This window comes from Sulfitobacter dubius (assembly GCF_027214245.1).
Taxonomy (GTDB): domain Bacteria; phylum Pseudomonadota; class Alphaproteobacteria; order Rhodobacterales; family Rhodobacteraceae; genus Sulfitobacter; species Sulfitobacter dubius_A.
The window spans coordinates 47,700-69,148 of the sequence record NZ_JAPWHM010000008.1; the positions used below are offsets into that span (position 1 = coordinate 47,700).

Here is a 21,449-nt window from a genome sequence, read left to right on the forward strand (position 1 = left end):
GACACATCCCTCTGAGCGGGCGCGCCGAAGGGCACGCTCAGAGGCGAATTAGTAGCAGCAAGGTGGCGCGCAGCAGGCCCGCGCGGTCGCGCGGCAGGGTCGGGATATGGACGGCCTGTGTCATAGGCGTAGTTATACGCCCGTCTTTTCAAATGAAAAGGGGGTGTTGCGGCTTTTGTTTGCCCCTGCGCCAGCGCCACCTATCTGCCTATAAGCAAGGGAGATCAGGATGCGGCGACAAGCGATACCATGGACGGCGGCATGAGCGCGCGGGTGCTGGTGATCGGAGCCAGCGGCGGGATCGGCGCGGCGCTGAGCGAGGCGTTGCGCGCGCGCGGCGATACGGTGACGGCGCTCTCTCGCGCCAGCGATGGGCTGGACCTAATGGATGAGGCATCGGTCAATGCTGCGCTGGAGGGGCTTACCGGCTCCTTCGACGCGGTGATCGTCGCCACAGGTGCTTTGGAGATCGACGGGGCAGCCCCGGAAAAGTCGCTGCGGGCCATCACGCAAAAGGCGATGCTGGATCAATTCGCGCTCAACGCGGTCGGCCCGGCGCTGATCCTGCGACACGCGGGGCGGCTCTTGCCCCGCGACAGGCGGGCGGTTTTCGCCGTGCTTTCGGCGCGGGTCGGCTCCATCGGGGACAACCGTCTGGGCGGTTGGATCAGCTACCGCAGCGCCAAGGCGGCGGTGAACCAAATCGTGCACACCGCCGCGATCGAGCTCAGCCGCAGCCATCCGCAAAGCATCTGCGTGGCGCTGCATCCCGGCACCGTGGAAACCCCCTTTACCGAAAAATATCTGGGCCGCCATCCGGCGGTGCCGCCGGCGGAGGCTGCGGACAATCTGCTGCGGGTGATCGACGGGCTGACCCCGGAGGAGAGCGGCGGGTTCTTCGACTGGGCCGGAAAGGCGGTGCCGTGGTGAGCCGTTTGATCTTGGTGTTGGGCGATCAACTCTCCCTCAACCTGTCATCGCTGCGCGAGGCCGACAAGGCGCGCGATGTGGTGGTCATGGCCGAAGTCGCGCAGGAGGCGGAATATGTCCGTCACCACCCCAAGAAAATCGCACTGGTCTTTGCCGCGATGCGCAAATTTGCCCGCAAGTTGGAGGATGACGGTTGGAGCTTGCGCTATACCCGGCTGGATGATCCCGAAAACGCGGGCTCTCTCGTCGGCGAGCTGCTCCGCCGGGCGGAGGAGACCGGCGCGGGCGAGATAATCGCGACCGAGCCAGGGGAATGGCGTCTGATCAACACGCTGACCGATGCGCCGATCCCCACCCGCCTTTTGCCAGACGACCGTTTCATCGCCAGCCGCAAACGGTTCGAAGATTGGGCCGAGGGACGCAAGGCGCTGCGCATGGAGTATTTCTACCGCGAAATGCGCCGCGAGACCGGCCTGTTGATGGAGGGCGCGGACCCCGCAGGCGGTAAGTGGAACTTTGACCACGACAACCGCAAACCCCCTAAGGAGGGGCTAGAGTTCCCCGAGCCGATCAGCTTTGCGCCTGATGCTGAGACCCAAGCGGTGCTTGACCTTGTGGAGACGCGCTATGGGGACAACTTCGGTGATCTGCACCCCTTTGACTTTGCCACCACGCGCGCGGAGGCCCTGCAGGTCTTGGCGCATTTCATCACCCACGCCCTGCCGCGATTTGGCGATTATCAGGACGCGATGCTGGAAGGGCAGCCCTATCTCTTTCACGCGCTGATCTCCCCGTACCTTAACCTCGGCCTGTTAGACCCGTTGGAGGTGTGCCGGGCCGCCGAAAAGGCGTGGCAGGAGGGCGCTGTGCCTATCAACGCCGCCGAAGGGTTCATCCGCCAAATCCTCGGTTGGCGCGAATATGTGCGGGGCATCTATTTCCTTGAAGGGCCGGAGTATGTGACGCGCAACGTGCTGCGACACGACCGCGACTTGCCTGCCTTTTACTGGGGTGCCGACACGCAGATGAATTGCCTGCGTCAGGCCATCGGGCAGACCCAGAAATACGCCTATGCCCACCATATTCAGCGATTGATGGTGACAGGCAATTTCGCCTTGCTGGCGGGGATCGATCCGCATCAGGTGCATGAATGGTATCTGGAGGTCTACGCCGACGCCTATGAGTGGGTCGAAGCGCCCAACACGGTGGGTATGAGCCAATTCGCAGATGGCGGGGTCATCGCCTCGAAACCCTATGTCTCGTCCGGGGCTTACATCAATCGCATGTCGGACTACTGCAAAGGGTGCAGCTATAGTGTCAGCGCGAAGGCGGGCAAGAAAGCCTGCCCGTTCAACCTGCTTTACTGGCACTTCCTAGACCGGCACCGAGAGCGGTTTCAGAGCAATGCGCGGATGAGAAACATGTATGCCACGTGGGACCGCATGGATGCCGACCGCCGTGAGGCGGTCTTGCGCGATGCGGGCAACTGGTTGCGGCGGTTGGAGGCGGGGGAGACGGTCTAGGCCCGCTCAGCCCTCGGCTACAGGCCGTGGCGGATGGATATCCTGACTGTCCTGTGGTGCCTCTGCGCGGTCGAACATGCCATAGTCACGGATCACATGGGCGATGCGCAGGTGATAGTCGGTAAAGATCCCCTCGCGCCCCGCGGCCTGCGCGCCGCGATGCGCGGTCAGCTTGCGCCAGTTCTGCACCGCCTCTTCATCGCGGAAAAAAGAGAGCGACAGCAGCTTTTCGGGGTTGGTCAGGCTTTGAAACCGTTCGACAGAGATAAAGCCATCCACCTCATCCAACAGAGGCCGCATCTTGGCCGCGATGTCGAGATATTCCGCGCGGCGGTCGGGGTGGGGGAAGACTTCGAAGATGACGGCGATCATGGTGGCTCCCTCAGATTGCTGCAACCATGCTAGCCCTAAATTTCGGATAAAGAAAAGGCCCGGAGATCGCTCTCCGAGCCCTCTTTAACCAAGCCTGTTGCGACTTAGCGCACAACGTCGACGATCAGGTTCGTCTCGTTGTCAACGATCACGGTCGCGCCGTTGATGTTCACATAGCGGTATGTGGTCTCCGGCACTTCATATGTGGTCACGGTCGTAGGGATGCCTGCGCCGACAACGACTTCGCCGTCGAGGTACACGGTCTCAACCGGGTTTTCACGCACATAGGTAATGGTGGATTCTTCGGGCTCAGCCGCGGCAGAACCTGCAGCACCCCCTGCAATGCCACCAGCGATGATGCCACCAATCGGGCCACCAACGGCATATGCGGTCAGCGCGCCAAGGGTTGCACCGGCAGCAGCGCCTTCGGTCTCATTCTCGGCGGTGCCTTCGGGGTCTTCATAGGTTACGGTGCCGACTTCGACGGTCGCAGGGCGGGTGGTTAGTGCCACGGCCTGCTCTTCGACTTCAACGGCGAGGTAATCAGAATAGGACCAGCCCATCGCGTCGCCAAATTTGACTTGGCACCAGGATTGGCCGTCAAGGCAGCCTTCCACCATAGTGGCTTCGCCACCGGGGATGACACCGACGATGTCGTACTGCGGGCCGGGGCCCGAACGGATGTTGAGATCGGTTGCGGCATAGGCTTCGGCAGACTGTGCGTAGACAGGTGCAGCGGCACCCAAAGCGATGGCAGATACCATTCCAAGTTTAACGATATTCATCTCTTAACCCTTTCTGTTCGGCGGGAGTGCCCTGCGGGAAATCCAGCGCCGTTGTTGGTCGTGTTTGGACAACTGTGGAGGAAAGGGTTCGTTCCCCATGGAGATCGGAGCGCCCGGTTTTTGGCTCCTGGCGCTTGATAATTGGGCGGTAACCTGCTGGCAGGTGGCGGCAAATCGCTTGCCTCTCGCGCTCAGGGAAAGATGAGAAACCAAAGGTGTGATCTGGGCGTTATGAGCCGTCGCGCCACTGGGCGGGGTAGGGGTGCTTGGGCTGCGATGCCGTGACGCGCGGGCCGGGGGCAAAGCGATTTTTCCCCGGCGAATTGCTGAGAAGGCGCGCCGCGACTTCTTGGGCGGTCTGCTGGTCAAAGCCCGCCGCTACGCAGTCCCCCACGCTGCCGTTCTTGTCCTGCAAGATGCGCAGGATGTCGTCCACTGCGCTATCTTCTCGAGAATGTTCCCGCTGCGGAAACGCCACAGAGGCTGGGCCTCGCATCCAAACGCGGTGGGTGGTGTTGCGCCATTGGCAAAGGGCCAGCACCTCAGTCTGGTACAGATCTTTGACCGGATTGAAATCGCCCGGCACCGCGCTCTGCCCCATGGCGGCCGCAGATTTGTTCTGTGCCGTGAGCAGCATCTTCCCCGCATCCTCCGCCAAAGCGCGGAGCATCAGGCCGCGCAGGGGGAGGGCGAGGCGATCGGCGCCGACCGTCGCGCCAATCCCTGCGAGGCGGCCGTGCAGTGTGGACTGTAAATCACCCCCCACCGGGACCGCGAGTTGGCGCACATTTTCGGGCCCCAAAGCATCGCCTGCGATCGTCGCGGCCAGCGCGGCATCACACCCCTCGGTCTGTTCGATCAGCACCTTGGAGGCTCCGGCTTTGGCGACATAGTCCCGCAGGCCCACAACCAAAGCGCGGTAATCCCGCTCCAGCGCGCTTGGCTGCGGTGCGAGGTCTCCGGCCAAGATCTGCCAACCCTCCGGTGCCCGTTCCAGATCGACATGGGCAATGGCGCTGTCGAAGGCAGGCAGGTGCAGCGCCAGCTTGCCACCGGGGTTCAGCGCGAAGGACGCGCCATCAAAGACCGCCTCATTCTGCCCTCCGACCATATTAAGGCTGATCAGCGGCAACTCCGTCTCGGTCACCCGCGCGACCATATGATTTAGCCGCCGGTCCATCGCGCCGCGCTGATGTGGGGCCGCATTAGGGATCAAAAGGAACTCGGCCCCCGTTTCGGCCTGCGTCTCAGCCACATCGCCAGTCCAGCCATCCACCCCGATGGGGGAGCCGATGCGCAGCCCCTCAACCGCATAGGGGCCACTGATCGGGCCTGCATCAAAGCGAGAGTGCCGCGCGGGGCTGTGTTGAAGCACCCGCTGGGCGATCTTGCCACCCTGTAGGATGAGGTAGGCGTTATGAAGCTTCGCCCCCTCGACCCAAGGCGCGCCGAGCGCCAAGGCAGGGCCATCGGCGCAATGGGCGGCGAGCGCCTCAAGATGGGTCACGACATCGCGTTGAAAGGCCGGGTTGTGCAGCAGCGCTTTCGCATCATGCCCGGTCAGGAACAGTTCGGGCAGGGCGACCAGTTGCGCGCCCGCGTCGCGCCCGGACTGCCATGCCTCGCGCGCCAGTGCCGCGTTCCCCGGCAGGTCGCCGACGGTCGGGTTCAATTGCCCGAGGGTGAGGCGAAAACGGTCTGACATGCAAAGGCTCCGGGCTGGCTGGTGTGGGTTGGATGTAGCAGATCGGGCCGAGGGCGAAACCCCTGCGCGCAGGCTGGCCCGCCGCGCCGGGTGCGCGGGATCCGCCGAAACCGGCGCGCCTGTCCTGCAAACACGTTGCCTCTGCTGCCTATCACCCGTAACCTCAGGGCAAATGATACCTAACGAGATCGGGAAATTCCGCCCATGTTGCACCGCAGCTTGCCCCTCTGTCTGATCGCTCTTCTGGCCACGCCGCTTGCGGCGCAGGACGGGCAGGTGCTGACCAAGGAATATGACGACGGCGGCATCTATGAAGGCACCTTTCAAGGCGGTCTTCAGCATGGCAGCGGCACCTATAAGCTGCCTAATGGCTATGAATATTCCGGCGAATGGGTCGAGGGTGAGATCAAGGGCGAAGGCGTCGCGCGTTTCCCCAATGGCTCGGTCTATGAGGGTAATTTTGCCAAGGGCAAACCGGACGGATTGGGCAAGATCACCTTTGCCGATGGCGGCACCTATGAGGGCGAATGGGAAGCGGGCGCGATCATGGGCCAAGGCGTGGCGATCTATGCCAATGGCGTGCGCTATGAGGGTGAGTTCCGCAATGCCAAGCACCACGGCAAGGGCGTGATGCAAAGCCCCGGCGGCTATGAATACAAAGGCGACTGGATTGATGGCGTCAAACAGGGCGTTGGCACGATCACCTACCCCGATGGCGCGGTCTATGAAGGCGAGATCGAAGGCGGCAAACGCAGTGGCGAGGGCACGCTGACCATGCCCGACGGTCTGATTTATGTCGGCCTGTGGAAAGACGGCCAGATTGACGGCACCGGCACGCTGACCCAGCCCAATGGCGATATCTACGAAGGCACGCTGGTCGCGGGCCGCCGTGAAGGCAAGGGCAAGGTCACCTATGAAAACGGCGACACCTATGAAGGCGACTTCAAGGATGACCGCCGCGACGGTCAGGGCACGTTTACCGGTACCGATGGCTATGTCTACACCGGCTCTTGGGTCGCCGGGCAGATCGAAGGCGAGGGGCAGGTGACCTATCCCGACGGGTCGGTCTATGTCGGCACCTTCCGCAATGATCTGGCCGATGGTACGGGCAAGATCACCTATCCCGATGGCTCCACCTATGAAGGCGAATGGGTCGCCGGCGTGATCGAAGGCGAAGGCATCGCCACCTATACCAATGGCGTGGTCTATGAGGGCGAATTCAAAGACGCCCGCAACCACGGCCAAGGGGTGATGACCTATGCCGATGGCTACCGCTATGAGGGCGGCTGGCAGGATGGTCAGCGCCATGGGCAGGGCAAGGCGACTTATCCCGACGGCACGGTCTATGAAGGTGCGTTCAGAAATGGGCAGCGTCACGGTCAGGGCAAGATCACCATGGCCAGCGGTTTCGTCTACGAAGGCGAGTGGACCGAGGGAGAGATCGAAGGACAGGGCGTGGCGACCTATGCCAATGGCGATGTCTATGAGGGCACGTTCAAGGCGGGCAAGCGGCAGGGCAGCGGCACCATGCGCTATGCCAGCGGCGAAGAAGCCTCGGGCGATTGGGAGAACGGCGCGTTGAGTGATGGGGCTGCTGAGGCAGCGCCGGAAGCCGAGGCAGAAGCACCCGAGGAAGAGACGCCGCCCGCGGATGCGACCCCGGCGGAAACTGCCGGTGAAGAAGGAGCCGCCGCAGAGGAGGCCCCTGAGCAAAGCGCCGAGGAAGACACCTCCGAGGTTGTGCCCGCGCCGACCGGCACCCCGGCAGACGGCGGCTGACCCCCGCCTTTGCTGGACAACGCCCGCGCCCTGTGGCAAGCCCGCGCGCAACAGGAGTACGCCAGATGTCCAACCCAACGATCACCCGTTTCGCCCCGTCCCCCACTGGCTATATCCACGTGGGCAACCTGCGCACCGCGCTGATGAACTACCTCATCGCGCGCAAGGCGGGCGGCACTTTCATCCTGCGCATCGACGACACCGATCCCGAGCGCAGCCGCGAAGAATATGTCGACGGCATCAAGCAAGACCTTGAATGGTTGGGGCTGGAATGGGACCGGGTCGAGCGTCAGTCGGAACGCCTGGACCGCTATCATGCCGCCGCCGAAGACCTGCGCGAAAAGGGCCGTTTCTATGAGGCTTTCGAGACGCCGACAGAGCTGGACCTCAAGCGCAAGAAACAGCTCAACATGGGCAAGCCGCCGGTCTATGACCGCGCCGCGCTGAACCTCTCCGACGAAGAGAAAGCCGCGCTGCGCGCCGAGCGCGGTGATGGTGTCTGGCGGTTCAAGCTCGATCACCAGCGGATCGAATGGGATGACGGTATCTTGGGCGATATCTCAATCGACGCGGCCTCGGTTAGTGACCCCGTACTCATTCGTGGCGATGGGCAGATCCTTTATACCTTGGCGAGCGTCGTGGACGACACCGAGATGGGCGTGACCCATGTGGTGCGCGGGTCGGACCATGTGACCAACACCGCGACCCAGATCCAGATCATGCAGGCGCTTGGCAATGGGGCGGTGCCCTCCTTCGCGCACCACTCGCTGCTCACCGGCCCGCAGGGCGAGGCGCTGAGCAAGCGCCTTGGCACGCTGGCCCTGCGTGATCTGCGCGAGCAGGGGGTTCAGCCCTTCGCGCTGCTGAGCCTGATGGCGCGGTTGGGGTCCTCTGATCCGGTGGAGCTGCGCACGGATATGGCGGAGTTGATCGAGGGTTTCGACATCAACCGCTTCGGCTCGGCGCCGACCAAGTTCGACGTACAGGATCTGTTCCCGCTGACCGGGCGCTACCTGCAGCAACTGCCGCTTGAGGCCGTGAAAGACGACATCACCGCCCTTGGCGTGCCGGAGGACAAAGCCGCGCAGTTCTGGGCGGTTACCCGCGAGAATATCTCGACGCTGAAGGATTTGGGACCATGGTGGGCCATGTTCCGCGACGGGGCCGAGCCGGTGATTGCCGAGGAAGACCGCGAATTCGTGGCTCAGGCCATGCTGCTGCTCCCGGAGATGCCCTTTGATGAAACTACGTGGTCAAGCTGGACCGCCGCGGTCAAAGAGGCCACCGGGCGCAAGGGGCGTGGGTTGTTCCGGCCCCTGCGTTTGGCGCTGACGGGGCAGGAACACGGGCCAGAGATGGCGCAGGTTCTGCCGTTGCTCCAGACCGTCAAAGCACGCGGTTGAGGCGGGCCGAGGGCATTCGGGGGCGCTGCCCCCGGACCCCCGCGGGTATTTGAAAAAGGATGAACTGGAGCGGTTAGAAGTTCTTCTTTGTGAAGGGGACTTCGTCGCGTGATTTCACCTGTAGCGACAAGCGGTCGATGTGGTGATCGACCACGGCCGTTTCTTCTGGCGTTAGGGTCTGGTGGCGCGGGTAAAGGGGGGCTGCGCGGTCGTTCAGGATAGGTGTGTCCCAGCCTTCGGTGGTGTCGAAGAAGCGCGCCGCGCCATCGGTGCCGAACTCGTGCAGGAAGCCTTGGACCACAACATCAAGATAGCTTAGCAGGATCACGTGATCGCCGTGGTCGATCGCGATTTCGAGCGGGATGGCGTAATGGGCGATATCGGGTGCGGGGACCAGATCATGGACCACGGCACCGCCTGAGGCGTGGCGTTCGTAGCTGTATTCACGCTGGTCCAGCGCCGCCCAATCCGCACCCGGCACGGCGGCGATGAGCCCGTCGATGCGGGTGCTTTGATCTTGCACCACAGAGAGGTAGACGATGTCGCGCCCTTCGGCGCGGACCCATTTGCGCCGCCAGCCATCGAGCCGGGCGGGCCGGGCATCGGGGTAGCTGTGGGTGTTGCGATTCACGAGGCTACCGTAGCCAAAAAAATAGGGGGTCATGCGCGAAAGGTCCTGTATTTGTCGCGCGCACCAAAACATGTGTCGTATCCGGCCACAAGCATGCTTGACGCAGAGGTATGCGGCGGCATACGAAAGGCCCAATCGTCACGGGAGAATCGGTTAACGCCGATGCCGAAGGAGCAACCGCCCCGGAAACTCTCAGGCCCCAGGACCGTGACGTGACCAAGACTCTGGAGAGATGCGCGGATGCGCACGCCGAAGGGATAACGATCTCAGGCGGAAGGACAGAGGGGGCATCATGCGCAGCGTTAGCGGCGCTAAGGTGCCGGCATGGTCAAAAGGTCATCCGGAAGGGACAGGAAAGGCGAACCGGATGAGCGATCTCAAGCAGACGGCATTGCATGATTTGCATGTGGAACTGGGGGCCAAGATGGTGCCCTTTGCGGGCTATTCAATGCCCGTGCAATACCCCCTTGGCGTGATGAAAGAACATCTGCACACCCGCGCCGCCGCTGGGTTGTTCGATGTGGGCCACATGGGGCAGGTCGTCCTGCGGGCCAAGTCTGGCAGCTATGATGATGCGGCCTTGGCGATGGAGAGCCTCGTGCCGGTTGATGTGTTGGGGCTTGCCGAGATGCGCCAGCGTTATGCGATGTTCACGGACGCCACGGGTGGTATCTTGGACGATCTGATGTTGGCCAATCTGGGTGATCATCTGTTCGTTGTTGTGAATGCCGGGTGCAAGGATGATGACATTGCTCTGATGAAAGAGGCGCTGTCGGACCGTTGTGACATCGAGGTCTTGGATGACCGTGCGTTGCTGGCCCTTCAAGGGCCGCAGGCCGAAGCGGCGCTGGCCCGCTTGCAGCCCTTGGTGGCGGATATGAAATTTATGGATGTTGCCAAGGATGTCGACATTGACGGGATCACCGTCACCCTGTCGCGCTCGGGCTATACGGGAGAGGACGGCTACGAGATTTCGGTCGCTAATGATGATGCCGTGGCCTTGGCGCGCAAGCTTTTGGCGCTGGAAGAGGTCGAGCCCATTGGTCTGGGCGCGCGTGACAGTCTGCGGTTAGAGGGCGGGTTGTGCCTTTATGGTCATGACATCGACACCACCACCACGCCGGTTGAGGCGGCGCTGAACTGGGCGATCCAGAAGGTACGGCGCAACGATGGCGAGCGTGCGGGCGGTTTCCCCGGTGCCGGTGTGATCTTGCAACAACTGGCCGATGGTGCGCCACGCAAACGGGTGGGGCTGCTGCCCGAGGGCCGGGCGCCGATGCGTGAAGGTGTGGCGATTTTCGATGCAGCCGAGGGCGGCAATGAGGTTGGCACAGTGACCTCTGGCGGCTTTGGGCCGACGGTTGGCGGCCCCGTTGCCATGGGCTATGTCACCGCCGAGCATGCGAAGGTCGACTCGCCGCTTTGGGGCGAGGTGCGCGGCAAGCGCTTGCCACTGACTGTCACGAAAATGCCGTTCGTCGCGGCGAACTTCAAACGCTGAATCTACACAGGGAAATCCGATATGAAATTTACCGAAGAACATGAATGGCTGCGCGTCGAGGGTGACGAAGTGGTCGTAGGCATCACCACACACGCCGCCGAGCAGTTGGGCGATGTGGTATTCGTGGAACTGCCCGAGGAAGGCACCGTCGTTAGCAAGGATGACGAGGTGGTCGTGATCGAATCCGTCAAGGCGGCGTCGGACATTCTGGCCCCCATTGACGGTGAAATCACCGAGGTGAACTCTGCGCTGACCGACAACCCCAGCATGGTGAATGATGATCCGCAGGGCGATGCGTGGTTCTTTAAGATGAAGTTCACCGATGCCAGCCAGATGGACGACTTCATGGACGAAGCAACCTATCAAAAATTTATCGGCTAAACGGCTTTGATGTCGGCAGGTCCGGCATCTTGAACTGATCTATTGCGTCGCCTTTGGGCGGCGCACCACAAACAGGGGGCGCCGCTGCCGCGCCGTGACGAGGAACCCGATATGAGCTTTAAGCCCACCGACTATTTGCCATATGACTTCGCCAACCGGCGTCACATTGGCCCGTCCCCTTCCGAAATGTCGCAGATGCTCGACACCGTGGGCGCCGAAAGCCTCGACGCGCTGATCGATGACACGCTGCCCAAGGCGATCCGTGCGAAACAGCCGCTTGATTTCGGCAAGGCGATGAGCGAGCGTGAGGTGCTTGAGCACATGCGCAAGGTTGCGGGCAAGAACAAGGTGCTCACCAGCCTGATCGGGCAGGGCTATCACGGCACCGTCACGCCTCCGGCGATCCAGCGCAACATTCTAGAGAACCCCGCGTGGTACACCGCCTACACGCCCTATCAGCCCGAGATTTCGCAGGGCCGCCTGGAAGCGTTGCTCAATTTCCAGACCATGGTGAGCGACCTTACCGGGTTGGAAATCGCCAATGCGTCGCTTCTGGATGAGGCCACGGCCTGCGCCGAGGCGATGACCATGGCGCTGCGCAGTTCGAAATCCAAGGCCAAGGGCTTCTTTATCGACAGCAATTGCCACCCGCAGAACATCGCAGTGATGAAGACCCGGGCCGAGCCTTTGGGCATTGAGGTCATCGTCGGTGAACCCGAAGAAATGGACGCGGAAAAAGTCTTTGGCGCGATCTTCCAGTATCCGGGCACCTACGGCCATGTGCGCGACTTCACCGATCACATGGCGGCCCTGCACGAGGCCAAGGCCGTGGGCATCGTTACCGCCGACCCATTGTCGCTGACCCTGCTGAAAGAGCCGGGCGCGATGGGGGCCGACATCGCCGTGGGCAGCACGCAGCGTTTCGGTGTGCCCGAGGGCTATGGCGGCCCGCATGCTGCTTATATGGCCTGCAAGGATTCCATGAAGCGCGCCATGCCGGGGCGGATTGTTGGGGTGTCCATCGACGCCCATGGCAACCGCGCTTACCGCTTGTCGCTGCAAACCCGCGAGCAACACATCCGCCGCGAGAAGGCGACCTCGAACGTCTGCACCGCGCAGGCGCTGCTGGCCGTCATGGCGTCGATGTATGCCGTGTTCCACGGGCCGGAAGGCTTGAAGGCCATCGCGCAGCGCATCCACCGCAAGACCGTGCGTCTGGCCAAGGGCCTGGAGGCCGCGGGCTTTGACGTGCAGCCCGAGAGCTATTTCGACACGGTCACCGTCGAGGTCGGCCCCTTGCAGGCCGCGGTGATGAAATCCGCCGTGGACGAAGGCATCAACCTGCGCCGTGTGGGCGCGACCAAGGTTGGCATCACGCTGGACGAGCGCACCCGTCCCGACACCATCGAAGCGGTCTGGCGCGCCTTTGGCATCCGTCAGGCGGATGATGATTTCACGCCTGAGTACCGTCTGCCCGACGCGATGGTCCGCACGAGCGACTACCTCACGCACCCAATCTTCCACATGAACCGGGCCGAGACTGAGATGATGCGCTACATGCGCCGCTTGGCCGACCGCGATCTGGCGCTGGACCGCGCGATGATCCCGCTGGGGTCTTGCACAATGAAGCTGAACTCAGCGGCTGAGATGATGCCGGTGACATGGCGTGAATTCTCGCTCATTCACCCCTTCGTGCCCGCCGATCAGGCGCTTGGCTATCAGGAAATGATCGACGATCTGTCGGACAAGCTGTGCGAGATCACCGGCTATGACGCGATTTCGATGCAGCCAAACTCGGGCGCGCAGGGCGAATATGCGGGGCTTTTGACCATCGCCGCCTATCACCGCGCCAAGGGCGAGGGGCATCGCAACATCTGCCTAATCCCGATGAGCGCCCATGGCACCAACCCGGCCTCCGCCCAGATGGTCGGCTGGAAGGTTGTGGTCATCAAGACCGCGCCCAATGGCGACATTGACCTCGACGATTTCCGCGCCAAGGCTGAGCAGCACAGTGAGAACCTTGCCGGTTGCATGATCACCTATCCTTCGACCCACGGCGTGTTCGAGGAAACCGTGCATGAGGTGACCAAGATCACCCATGACCACGGCGGTCAGGTCTATATCGACGGCGCGAATATGAACGCCATGGTGGGCCTGTCCCGCCCCGGCGATCTGGGCGGCGACGTAAGCCACCTCAACCTGCACAAGACTTTCTGCATCCCGCATGGCGGCGGCGGCCCCGGCATGGGTCCGATCGGTGTGAAATCGCATCTGATCGCGCATCTGCCGGGCCACCCGAACGAAGAGGGGGCCGCGGTCTCGGCGGCGCCTTACGGCTCGCCCTCGCTGTTGCCGATCTCTTGGTCCTACTGCCTGATGATGGGCGGTGACGGTCTGACGCAGGCGACCCGCGCCGCGATCCTTAACGCTAACTACATCGCCAAGCGTCTCGAAGGGGCCTATGACGTGCTCTATAAAGGGCCGAGCGGTCGGGTGGCGCATGAGTGCATCATCGACGTGCGCCCCTATGAGGAAACCGCGGGCATCACCAACGAAGACGTCGCCAAGCGTCTGGTTGACTGCGGCTTTCACGCGCCGACGATGTCTTGGCCGGTGGCGGGCACGCTGATGGTGGAACCGACGGAGTCCGAGACAAAGGCCGAGCTGGACCGTTTCTGCGACGCCATGCTGGCGATCCGCGAGGAAATCCGCGAGATCGAAGAGGGCCGGATGGACCGGGCCAACAACCCGCTGAAAAACGCACCGCATACGGTGGAGGATCTGGTGGTGGAATGGGGCGACCGGCCTTACAGCCGCGAACAGGGCTGCTTCCCTCCCGGTGCCTTCCGCGTCGACAAATACTGGCCGCCGGTCAACCGCGTCGACAACGTGCACGGCGACCGCAACCTGATCTGCACCTGCCCACCGCTGGAGGACTACGCCGAAGCGGCGGAGTGATCAGACCACCAAGACAGCCAAAGGGCGCGGGATCATTCCTGCGCCCTTAGCATATCCGCAGGCCGGGCGTTCAGCGCCTTTAGCGCAAAGCCCAAGCCCGCGAGAACCGTCGCCAGCACCCCGCCTGCGATGATCATCAGCGCATTAGGCCAGATCACGGTGAAATCGGTCTCCATCACGTAATGGCTCACTGCCCAGCCACCCGCGATGCCTGCCATCAGCGCGACGCCCCCGGCAAAGAGACCCAGCAGGGCTGCACGCAGCACAAAGCTGCTGGCGATGGTGCGTCGCGAAGCGCCCATGGTTTTCAGCAAGGCCGCCTCATAGCTGCGCGCCCCCGTGCCTGCGGCTGCCGCGCCGATCAGCACCATGAAGCCGGTTGCCAGCGTCGCCAGCGCCCCGAACGAAATCGCCGAGGCCAGCCCCGCCAGCACCGCCGCCACCCGGTCGATTGCATCGCGCACCCGGATCGCGGTGATGTTGGGGTAGGCTTCGGCCAGATCGCGCAGGATCGCGGTTTCGGCCTCTGGCGCGGCATAGACGGTTGAGATGAAACTATGCGGCGCGCCGGCCAGTGCAGCAGGGTTCATCGTCAACACAAAGCCGATCCCGGCGGTGGAGAAATCAACCTCGCGGAAGCTGGTGATCTCGCCGGTGATGGCGCGGCCCAGTACGTTGAGGGTCAGGCTGTCGCCAAGGCTCAACCCCAGTTCCTCGGCCTCCTCGGCGGCAAAGCTGATCTGCGGCGGGCCGGTGTAGTCTTCGGCCCACCAGTCGCCCGCCGTGATCCGCGTGTCTTCCCCCGGCTTTGCGGCATAGGTGATGCCCCGATCGCCGCGCACCACCCAGTGATCGCCCGCCACCTCTTGGGCCGGCTGGCCATTGATCTCGGTCACCACGCCGCGCAGCATCGGGGCGCTCTCAACCCGGCCGACTGCCGCATCGCTGGTGAGCCTTTCGGTGAAACCGTCGATCTGATCCTTCTGGATGTCGACAAAGAAATAAGACGGCGCCACATCCGGCAGATTGCCCGAAATCGCACGGCGCAGATTGCCGTCAATCTGGCCCACTGCGGCCAAGACCGACAGGCCCAGCCCAAGTGCCAGCACCACCGCCGTGGCCCCTTCGCCCGGCCCGCCAATCGCCGCCAGCGCCCACCGCAGGCGCGGATGCCCCCGCACGCGCTTGGCTGCGGCCCGCGCGATCACCCGCAACACGGCTGCCGCCAGCGCCAGCACCGCCAGCGTCGCCGCCAAGCCGCCAAGCGTCCAAAGCGTGAGCGACCACGAGCCGTTAAACCAGCCCGCCAGCGCCAAGAGCGCGGCCAAGAGCAGCGCCATCGCCACAAGGTAGGGCGCGCCGGGCAGAGGCGATTGGCGCTGCCAGTCATCGCGAAACAGGGTGGCGGCACGCACGTCAGCGCTTCGGGCCAGCGGCCAAAGGGTGAAGAGCGCGGCCGTGAGCAACCCGTATAGCGCGGCCTCGGCCAGCGGGGCGGGATAAACCGCAAAACGGGCGGGAAGGGGCAGTTGCGCTTCGATCAGCGGGGAAAGCAACAGTGGCAGCCCGGCACCGATCAACAGGCCAAGCGCCACGCCCATCACGGCCAGCAGCCCGACCTGAATGAAGTAGGTCTGAAAGATCGTCGCCCGGGTTGCACCCATGGCGCGGAAGGTGGCGATCACGGCGGTCTTGCGTTGCAGATAGGCCCGCACCGCTGCCGCCACGCCAACCCCGCCCACCGCGAGGCCCGACAGCCCCACCAGCACCAGAAAGGCGCTGAGCCGTTCGACGAAACGCGCCACGCCGGGCGCGCCGTTGCGGGCATCGGTCCAGCGCATCCCGGCGTCGGCAAACCGCGCCACGGCCTCGGCTTCCAAGGGGTCAAGCGCGGTGCCTTCGGGCAGATCGAGCCGATATTTGCTGTTAAAGAGCGTCCCCGGTGCGAGCAGGCCCGAGCCATCCAGCGCGGCGCGCCGCACCAGCGTGCGAGGACCGAGCGAGAAGCCACTGGCGGCGGAATCCGGTTCGCGTTCGATCAGGGCCGTCAGGCGAAATTCGGTTTCGCCGAAGGCAAAAACATCTCCCGGGGCAAGGCCGAGCCTGTCCGACAGGGCTCGTTCCATCACGGCGCCGGGCCGTCCTTCGAGACCGGTCTCAAGCGCCTGCTCCAGCGGCAGGGCAGGGTTTAATACCATCTCACCGATCAATGGATAGAGGTCGTCCACCGCTTTGACCTGCGTCAGTGCGCGTTCTGACGTGTCCCCCGCGCCGACCACGGCCATGGAGCGGAACTCAACGATTTCGGAGACACGTTCGGCCCGCTCGGCCATCCACGCTTGCTCATCAGGGCTGGCGGAGCGATAGGTGAAATCAAGTTCGGCATCGCCGCCCAAAAGTGCGGCACCCTCGGCTTCCAGCCCCGCCTCAATCGCAGCGCGGACCGAGCCGACGGCGGCCAAGGCGGCCACGCCAAGCGCGAGGCAGGCCAGCAATAGACGAAAACCGCGCAATCCGCCGCGCATTTCACGGCGGGCAAAACGGGCTGCGAGGGACAGGCTCATGCGAGACGCCCGTCGGCCAATTGCACCACCCGGTCACAACGCGCGGCCAGATCGTCGGCATGGGTCACCAGCACCAGCGTCGCGCCATGGCGGTCGCGCAGTTCAAACAGCAGGTCCATGATCGCTGCGCCATTGCGGCTGTCGAGGCTGCCTGTCGGCTCATCCGCCAGCAGGATCGCCGGGCGCGGCGCGGCGGCGCGGGCGAGGGCCACGCGCTGCTGCTCGCCGCCTGACATCTGCGCAGGGTATTGATCAATCCGGTGGCCAAGACCGACGGCCCCCAACTCGCTGCGCGCGCGGTCAAAGGCGTCCTCCGCCCCCGAAAGCTCAAGCGGGGTGGCGACATTCTCCAGCGCGGTCATGGTGGGAATGAGGTGGAAGGATTGAAAGACGATCCCCATGCGGCCTTGCCGAAACTGGGCCAACCCATCTTCACGCAGCGCGCTGAGATCATGGCCGAGGGCCATAACCTTGCCGCCCGTGGCACGCTCAAGCCCGCCCATGACCATCAGTAGCGAAGATTTTCCCGATCCCGACGCCCCGGTCAGCGCGATGCTTTCCCCTTGCTGGACCTGCAGCGAAATGCCACGCAGAATATCGACGGTTCCGGCATTGCCCTTGAGGCTTAACGTGACATCTTGAAGGTCATAGACTGGGTCGCTCATCGGGCCGCCTTTGTTCTGGGTATCAGTTGGATATGGAGGTCCGTGAAGGATGCGCAAGGTATTGATCTGCTGTGCCTTTATTTTAGGCAGCGCGGCACAGGCCGAAGAGGTGGTGATCGCCGCCCTTGGCGACAGTCTGACCCAAGGCTATGGCCTGCCCGCCGAAGAAGGGTTCGTGCCGCAATTGCAGGCATGGCTGGATGCCGAAGGCGTTGAGGCGAAAATTGTCAATGCGGGTGTTTCGGGCGATACGACCGCAGGCGGCCGGGCGCGGGTGGATTGGACCCTGACGCCCGAAGTCGACGCGATGATCGTGACACTCGGGGGTAATGACATGCTGCGCGGGCTGGACCCGGCGCAGGCGCGCGGCAACATCGATGACATTCTTGCGGCGGCAAAGCGCGCCGAGGTTGAGGTGCTGCTGGTCGGCATGTCGGCGCCGGGCAACTATGGCGCGGGATATAAGGCGGATTTCGAAGCGCTCTATCCCGACTTGGCCGAAGCTCATGGAACGCAGTTCTACCCGGATTTCTTTACCGGACTTCTGGCCGAAGAGAAGGGCGCGGCCAGCGCGCGGAGCGAGACGGTGCAGCGCTATTTCCAAGGGGATGGCATCCATCCCAATGCCGAAGGCGTGGCGCTGATCGTGGAGGATATCGGCCCGGCTGTGGCCGAGCTTGCGGCACAGGCCGCAGAGACCCGCTAACAAGAAACGGACGCCGCAGCGTCCGTTTCGATCATCGAAAAGTGGCCCTGTCAGGCCAGCGCGATATTGCTCGCGCTTTCGCGGCCATCACGGCCTGCTTCGACATCAAAGGTAACCTTTTGATTGTCGGCAAGCCCGGTCAGGCCTGCGCGCTCTACTGCGGAAATGTGGACAAAGATGTCTTTGCCGCCGCTGTCCGGCGCGATGAAGCCGTAGCCTTTTGTCGTGTTGAACCATTTGACGGTGCCAGTAGCCATGACCCGTGTCTCCCTCTGTCTGATCTGCCCGCAACATGCGGCAGCGCGGCTCGGTCGAATTCGTGATCGCTGGAGCCTTAGGGCAGCCGGGTCGAAAAGTCTTCGCGTCGCAGTTGTGATATTGGAATCTCTATTTTTAAAATCAAGGATTTTTACGGGGTGGCATGGGGCAAGCAAGGAAGCGCCCATGAAATATAACCTGCCTGTTACAAAACTGGCAGGTGTCACGGGTTTTTCGGTAAGTCGCGTTTTTCAAAAATTTACCAGTTGATAAAAAAATGATTCCATGTGAGCATTTTCAAAATACCAAGAAAACGACAGGGATTTTGATATGGCACATGATGTCTTTGAGCCGGGGATCGTTCCGGGGCGGCTGGCGCCGCAGAACTACAACGAGGGGTTTTCGGACCTGCATCCGCCTTTGGATGAACATGAGGCGCTGGTCGCGGCGGATCGGTGCTACTTTTGCCACGACGCGCCCTGCATGACGGCCTGTCCGACGGACATCGACATTCCGCTGTTCATCCGCCAGATCGCCACTGGCACGCCGGATGCGGCGGCCAAGACGATCCTGAGCCAGAATATCCTTGGCGGCATGTGCGCACGGGTCTGCCCGACCGAAACGCTTTGCGAGGAGGTCTGTGTGCGCGAGGTGGCCGAGGGCAAGCCGGTGTTGATCGGCCAGTTGCAGCGCTATGCGACAGACCATCTGCAACAACAGGGCAAACATCCGTTTGAGCGTGCGGCCCCTACGGGCAAGCGCGTTGTCGTCGTCGGCGCAGGCCCGGCGGGTCTGTCCTGCGCCCACCGTCTGGCGATGCTGGGCCATGATGTCGAAATCCTTGACGCACGGCCCAAGCCCGGCGGGCTTAACGAATATGGCATCGCTGCTTACAAAACGCCGAACGGCTTTGCGCAGGCCGAGGTGGATTGGCTGATGCAAATCGGTGGGATTTCCTTCCGCCATGAGGTCGCCGTGGGGCGGGATGTCACGCTTGAGGAATTGAAGACCGACTATGACGCGGTTTTCCTCGGCATGGGGCTGGTGGGCGTCAATGCGCTTGGGGCCGAAGGCGAGGATAAGGCCGGGGTCGCCAATGCGGTCGATTTCATCTCGGAACTGCGCCAGTCGGGCGACATGTCAGGCGTGCCGATTGGCCGCGACGTGGTGGTGATCGGCGGCGGCATGACGGCAGTCGATGCCGCGGTGCAGGCGAAACTGCTGGGCGCGTTGAACGTGACGCTGGTCTATCGCCGTGGTCGCGACCGGATGAATGCGAGTGTGTTCGAGCAAGACCTCGCGGCCTCCAAAGGGGTGCGGATCGTGACCCATGCAGTGCCGATCGCGGTCCATGGCAATGGCTCGGTGCGCGAGATCGAGTTTGAATATGTCGATGAGGCGATGAAGGGCACGGGCCAGACCCTGCGCCTGCAGGCGGATCAGGTGTTTAAGGCCATCGGTCAAACGCTGTTGGGCGAGGGGCTGCCCGAACTCGACGGGCGCAAGATCAAGGTCGACGGCACCGGGCGCACCAGTCTGGATGGCGTTTGGGCCGGGGGCGACTGCGCCAGCGGTGGTGATGACCTGACGGTGACCGCCGTGGCCGAGGGCCGCGATGCCGCGATGGACATTCACACCACATTGATGGGGGCGGCGGGCTGAGGCCGCGCCGAGAGGGAGACATAACATGGCTGATCTGAGAAGCGAATTCATCGGGATCAAATCCCCCAACCCGTTCTGGCTGGCCTCTGCCCCGCCGACGGACAAGGAATACAACGTGCGCCGCGCCTATGAGGCGGGCTGGGGCGGGGTGGTCTGGAAGACCCTCGGCATGGAAGGCCCGCCTGTGGTCAACGTTAACGGCCCGCGCTATGGCGCGATCTGGGGCGCGGATCGGCGGCTGTTGGGGCTGAACAACATTGAGTTGATCACCGACCGCCCGCTGGAGGTGAACTTGCGCGAGATGAAGGCGGTCAAGCGCGACTATCCCGACCGGGCGCTCATCGCCTCAATCATGGTGCCCTGTGAGGAGGAGGCGTGGAAGGCGATCCTGCCGCATGTGGAGGAAACCGGGGCGGACGGGATCGAACTAAACTTCGGCTGCCCGCATGGCATGGCCGAGCGCGGCATGGGCTCTGCCGTGGGGCAGGTGCCGGAATACATCGAAATGGTCACCCGCTGGTGCAAGATGTACACGCGGATGCCGGTGATCGTGAAGCTGACGCCGAACATCACCAATGTGCTCTACCCAGCCGAGGCCGCCAAGCGCGGCGGCGCGGATGCGGTGAGCCTGATCAACACGATCAACTCGATCACCTCGGTCGATCTGGACCTCTTTGCGCCCGAGCCGATGATTGACGGGAAAGGCACCCACGGCGGCTATTGCGGTCCGGCGGTGAAGCCGATCGCGCTCAACATGGTGGCTGAAATCGCCCGCAACCCCGAGACCCACGGCCTGCCGATCAGCGGCATTGGCGGGGTCACCACATGGCGCGACGCGGCGGAGTTTCTGGCCCTCGGCGCGGGCAACGTGCAGGTCTGCACGGCGGCGATGACCTATGGTTTCAAGGTTGTCCAAGAGATGATCTCGGGCCTGTCGGAGTATATGGACGAGAAGGGCATGACCTCGGTCGATGAGCTTGTGGGCCGCGCGGTGCCGAATGTCACCGACTGGAACCAGCTGAACCTGAACTACGTCGCCAAGGCGAAGATCGATCAGGACCTGTGCATCTCTTGCGGCCGCTGCTTTGCCGCCTGCGAGGATACCAGCCACCAAGCCATCGCCATGTCAGAGGACCGCACCTTTACCGTGATCGAAGAGGAATGCGTCGCCTGTAACCTTTGCGTCAATGTGTGTCCTGTCGAAGACTGTATCTCGATGGAGGAACTGGCGGCGGGCACCACCGACCTGCGCACCGGCAAGACGGTGACGCCGGACTACGCCAACTGGACCACGCACCCCAACAACCCCTCTGCCAAAGCGGTTGAACCGGCAGAGTAAGCCAAGGCCCGCCGCCCCGCGTTCAGGAGTTTCTGCGCGACGGGGCGGTGGTTTCGGCAGATGGCTGCGGGACCATCCGTGCCAGATCGCGCCGCGCCGCAATCACTGCCATGGCCGCATCTCGCGCTATCTGTTCGCGCGGGATCGGTCGCGTGATCGCCGCTTCATCAGACCCCTTTGCATTCAGTCCCTTCGCATTCCGCGCAGCCCCTGCGCCGTTAAAATCGCCTACATTCATCACTGCCCCTCTAACTACTAAGGAGCCCACACCCGTAGGCAGATTGCGG

Annotated in this window: 17 protein-coding genes and 1 riboswitch; of the genes, 10 read left to right on the forward strand and 7 right to left on the reverse strand. The window is 63.1% G+C overall.

Annotated features, from left to right (window positions below):
• Positions 1–261 precede the first annotated feature (261 nt).
• Complete coding sequence (locus O4H31_RS17145; protein ID WP_269347757.1) at positions 262–930, forward strand: SDR family NAD(P)-dependent oxidoreductase; 669 nt, start codon at positions 262–264, stop codon at positions 928–930.
• Positions 927–2,453 carry a cryptochrome/photolyase family protein gene (locus O4H31_RS17150; protein ID WP_269347759.1) on the forward strand — a complete coding sequence of 509 codons (1,527 nt, stop codon included), beginning with the start codon at positions 927–929 and terminating at the stop codon, positions 2,451–2,453. Before O4H31_RS17145 ends, O4H31_RS17150 begins: the two co-directional genes overlap by 4 nt.
• 6 nt (positions 2,454–2,459) lie before the next feature.
• Here the strand turns inward: O4H31_RS17150 and O4H31_RS17155 are convergent, their stop codons facing one another.
• The 3 genes from O4H31_RS17155 to O4H31_RS17165 form a co-directional block, all read right to left on the reverse strand.
• The gene (locus O4H31_RS17155) at positions 2,460–2,825 is read right to left on the reverse strand and encodes an antibiotic biosynthesis monooxygenase family protein (protein ID WP_269347761.1); all 366 of its coding nucleotides are present in this window, start codon (positions 2,823–2,825) and stop codon (positions 2,460–2,462) included.
• A gap of 104 nt (positions 2,826–2,929) precedes the next feature.
• A complete protein-coding gene (locus O4H31_RS17160; RefSeq protein ID WP_269347763.1) occupies positions 2,930–3,610 on the reverse strand; it encodes a DUF1236 domain-containing protein in 681 nt (226 codons plus the stop codon).
• Positions 3,611–3,839: 229 nt separating this feature from the next.
• Complete coding sequence (locus O4H31_RS17165) at positions 3,840–5,315, reverse strand: nitrilase-related carbon-nitrogen hydrolase (protein WP_269347765.1); 1,476 nt, start codon at positions 5,313–5,315, stop codon at positions 3,840–3,842.
• 204 nt (positions 5,316–5,519) lie between these two features.
• Between O4H31_RS17165 and O4H31_RS17170 the strand changes: the two genes are divergently transcribed.
• Both O4H31_RS17170 and gltX read left to right on the forward strand, forming a co-directional pair.
• Positions 5,520–7,094 carry an MORN repeat-containing protein gene (locus O4H31_RS17170; protein WP_269347767.1) on the forward strand — a complete coding sequence of 525 codons (1,575 nt, stop codon included), beginning with the start codon at positions 5,520–5,522 and terminating at the stop codon, positions 7,092–7,094.
• A 65-nt stretch (positions 7,095–7,159) separates the two neighbouring features.
• Positions 7,160–8,497 carry a glutamate--tRNA ligase gene (gene gltX / locus O4H31_RS17175; protein WP_269347769.1) on the forward strand — a complete coding sequence of 446 codons (1,338 nt, stop codon included), beginning with the start codon at positions 7,160–7,162 and terminating at the stop codon, positions 8,495–8,497.
• A 73-nt stretch (positions 8,498–8,570) separates the two neighbouring features.
• On the opposite strand, the gene O4H31_RS17180 is transcribed toward gltX, so the two are convergent.
• On the reverse strand, positions 8,571–9,161 hold the full coding sequence (locus O4H31_RS17180) for a gamma-glutamylcyclotransferase family protein (protein ID WP_269347770.1): 591 nt from the start codon (positions 9,159–9,161) through the stop codon (positions 8,571–8,573).
• 98 nt (positions 9,162–9,259) lie between these two features.
• Positions 9,260–9,346: riboswitch (glycine riboswitch) on the forward strand.
• A gap of 149 nt (positions 9,347–9,495) precedes the next feature.
• Between O4H31_RS17180 and gcvT the strand changes: the two genes are divergently transcribed.
• The 3 genes from gcvT to gcvP all read left to right on the forward strand — a co-directional run bounded on the left by gcvT (position 9,496) and on the right by gcvP (position 13,968).
• A complete protein-coding gene (gene gcvT / locus O4H31_RS17185; RefSeq protein ID WP_269347772.1) occupies positions 9,496–10,629 on the forward strand; it encodes a glycine cleavage system aminomethyltransferase GcvT in 1,134 nt (377 codons plus the stop codon).
• Between the two features lie 21 nt (positions 10,630–10,650).
• Positions 10,651–11,010 carry a glycine cleavage system protein GcvH gene (gene gcvH, locus O4H31_RS17190; RefSeq protein WP_269347773.1) on the forward strand — a complete coding sequence of 120 codons (360 nt, stop codon included), beginning with the start codon at positions 10,651–10,653 and terminating at the stop codon, positions 11,008–11,010.
• Between the two features lie 111 nt (positions 11,011–11,121).
• Positions 11,122–13,968: an aminomethyl-transferring glycine dehydrogenase gene (gene gcvP, locus O4H31_RS17195; protein WP_269347775.1), complete on the forward strand. Its 2,847-nt coding sequence runs from the start codon at positions 11,122–11,124 to the stop codon at positions 13,966–13,968.
• A gap of 32 nt (positions 13,969–14,000) precedes the next feature.
• On the opposite strand, the gene O4H31_RS17200 is transcribed toward gcvP, so the two are convergent.
• Together O4H31_RS17200 and O4H31_RS17205 are read right to left on the reverse strand one after the other, a co-directional pair.
• On the reverse strand, positions 14,001–16,532 hold the full coding sequence (locus O4H31_RS17200) for an ABC transporter permease (RefSeq protein ID WP_269347776.1): 2,532 nt from the start codon (positions 16,530–16,532) through the stop codon (positions 14,001–14,003).
• Positions 16,529–17,197 carry an ABC transporter ATP-binding protein gene (locus tag O4H31_RS17205; RefSeq protein ID WP_269347778.1) on the reverse strand — a complete coding sequence of 223 codons (669 nt, stop codon included), beginning with the start codon at positions 17,195–17,197 and terminating at the stop codon, positions 16,529–16,531. Before O4H31_RS17205 ends, O4H31_RS17200 begins: the two co-directional genes overlap by 4 nt.
• A gap of 49 nt (positions 17,198–17,246) precedes the next feature.
• Here O4H31_RS17205 and O4H31_RS17210 point away from each other — a divergent pair, with 49 nt between their 5' ends.
• Complete coding sequence (locus O4H31_RS17210) at positions 17,247–17,903, forward strand: arylesterase (protein ID WP_269347781.1); 657 nt, start codon at positions 17,247–17,249, stop codon at positions 17,901–17,903.
• A 50-nt stretch (positions 17,904–17,953) separates the two neighbouring features.
• Here the strand turns inward: O4H31_RS17210 and O4H31_RS17215 are convergent, their stop codons facing one another.
• Positions 17,954–18,160, reverse strand: a complete 207-nt coding sequence (locus O4H31_RS17215) for a cold-shock protein (protein WP_067623368.1) — start codon at positions 18,158–18,160, stop codon at positions 17,954–17,956.
• 331 nt (positions 18,161–18,491) lie between these two features.
• Between O4H31_RS17215 and O4H31_RS17220 the strand changes: the two genes are divergently transcribed.
• Together O4H31_RS17220 and preA are read left to right on the forward strand one after the other, a co-directional pair.
• Positions 18,492–19,823 (forward strand): NAD(P)-dependent oxidoreductase, encoded by a 1,332-nt coding sequence (locus O4H31_RS17220; protein WP_269347784.1) that lies wholly within the window; start codon positions 18,492–18,494, stop codon positions 19,821–19,823.
• 25 nt (positions 19,824–19,848) lie between these two features.
• Positions 19,849–21,162, forward strand: coding sequence for an NAD-dependent dihydropyrimidine dehydrogenase subunit PreA (gene preA / locus O4H31_RS17225; protein ID WP_269347787.1), 1,314 nt, complete (start codon positions 19,849–19,851; stop codon positions 21,160–21,162).
• Positions 21,163–21,449 lie beyond the last annotated feature (287 nt).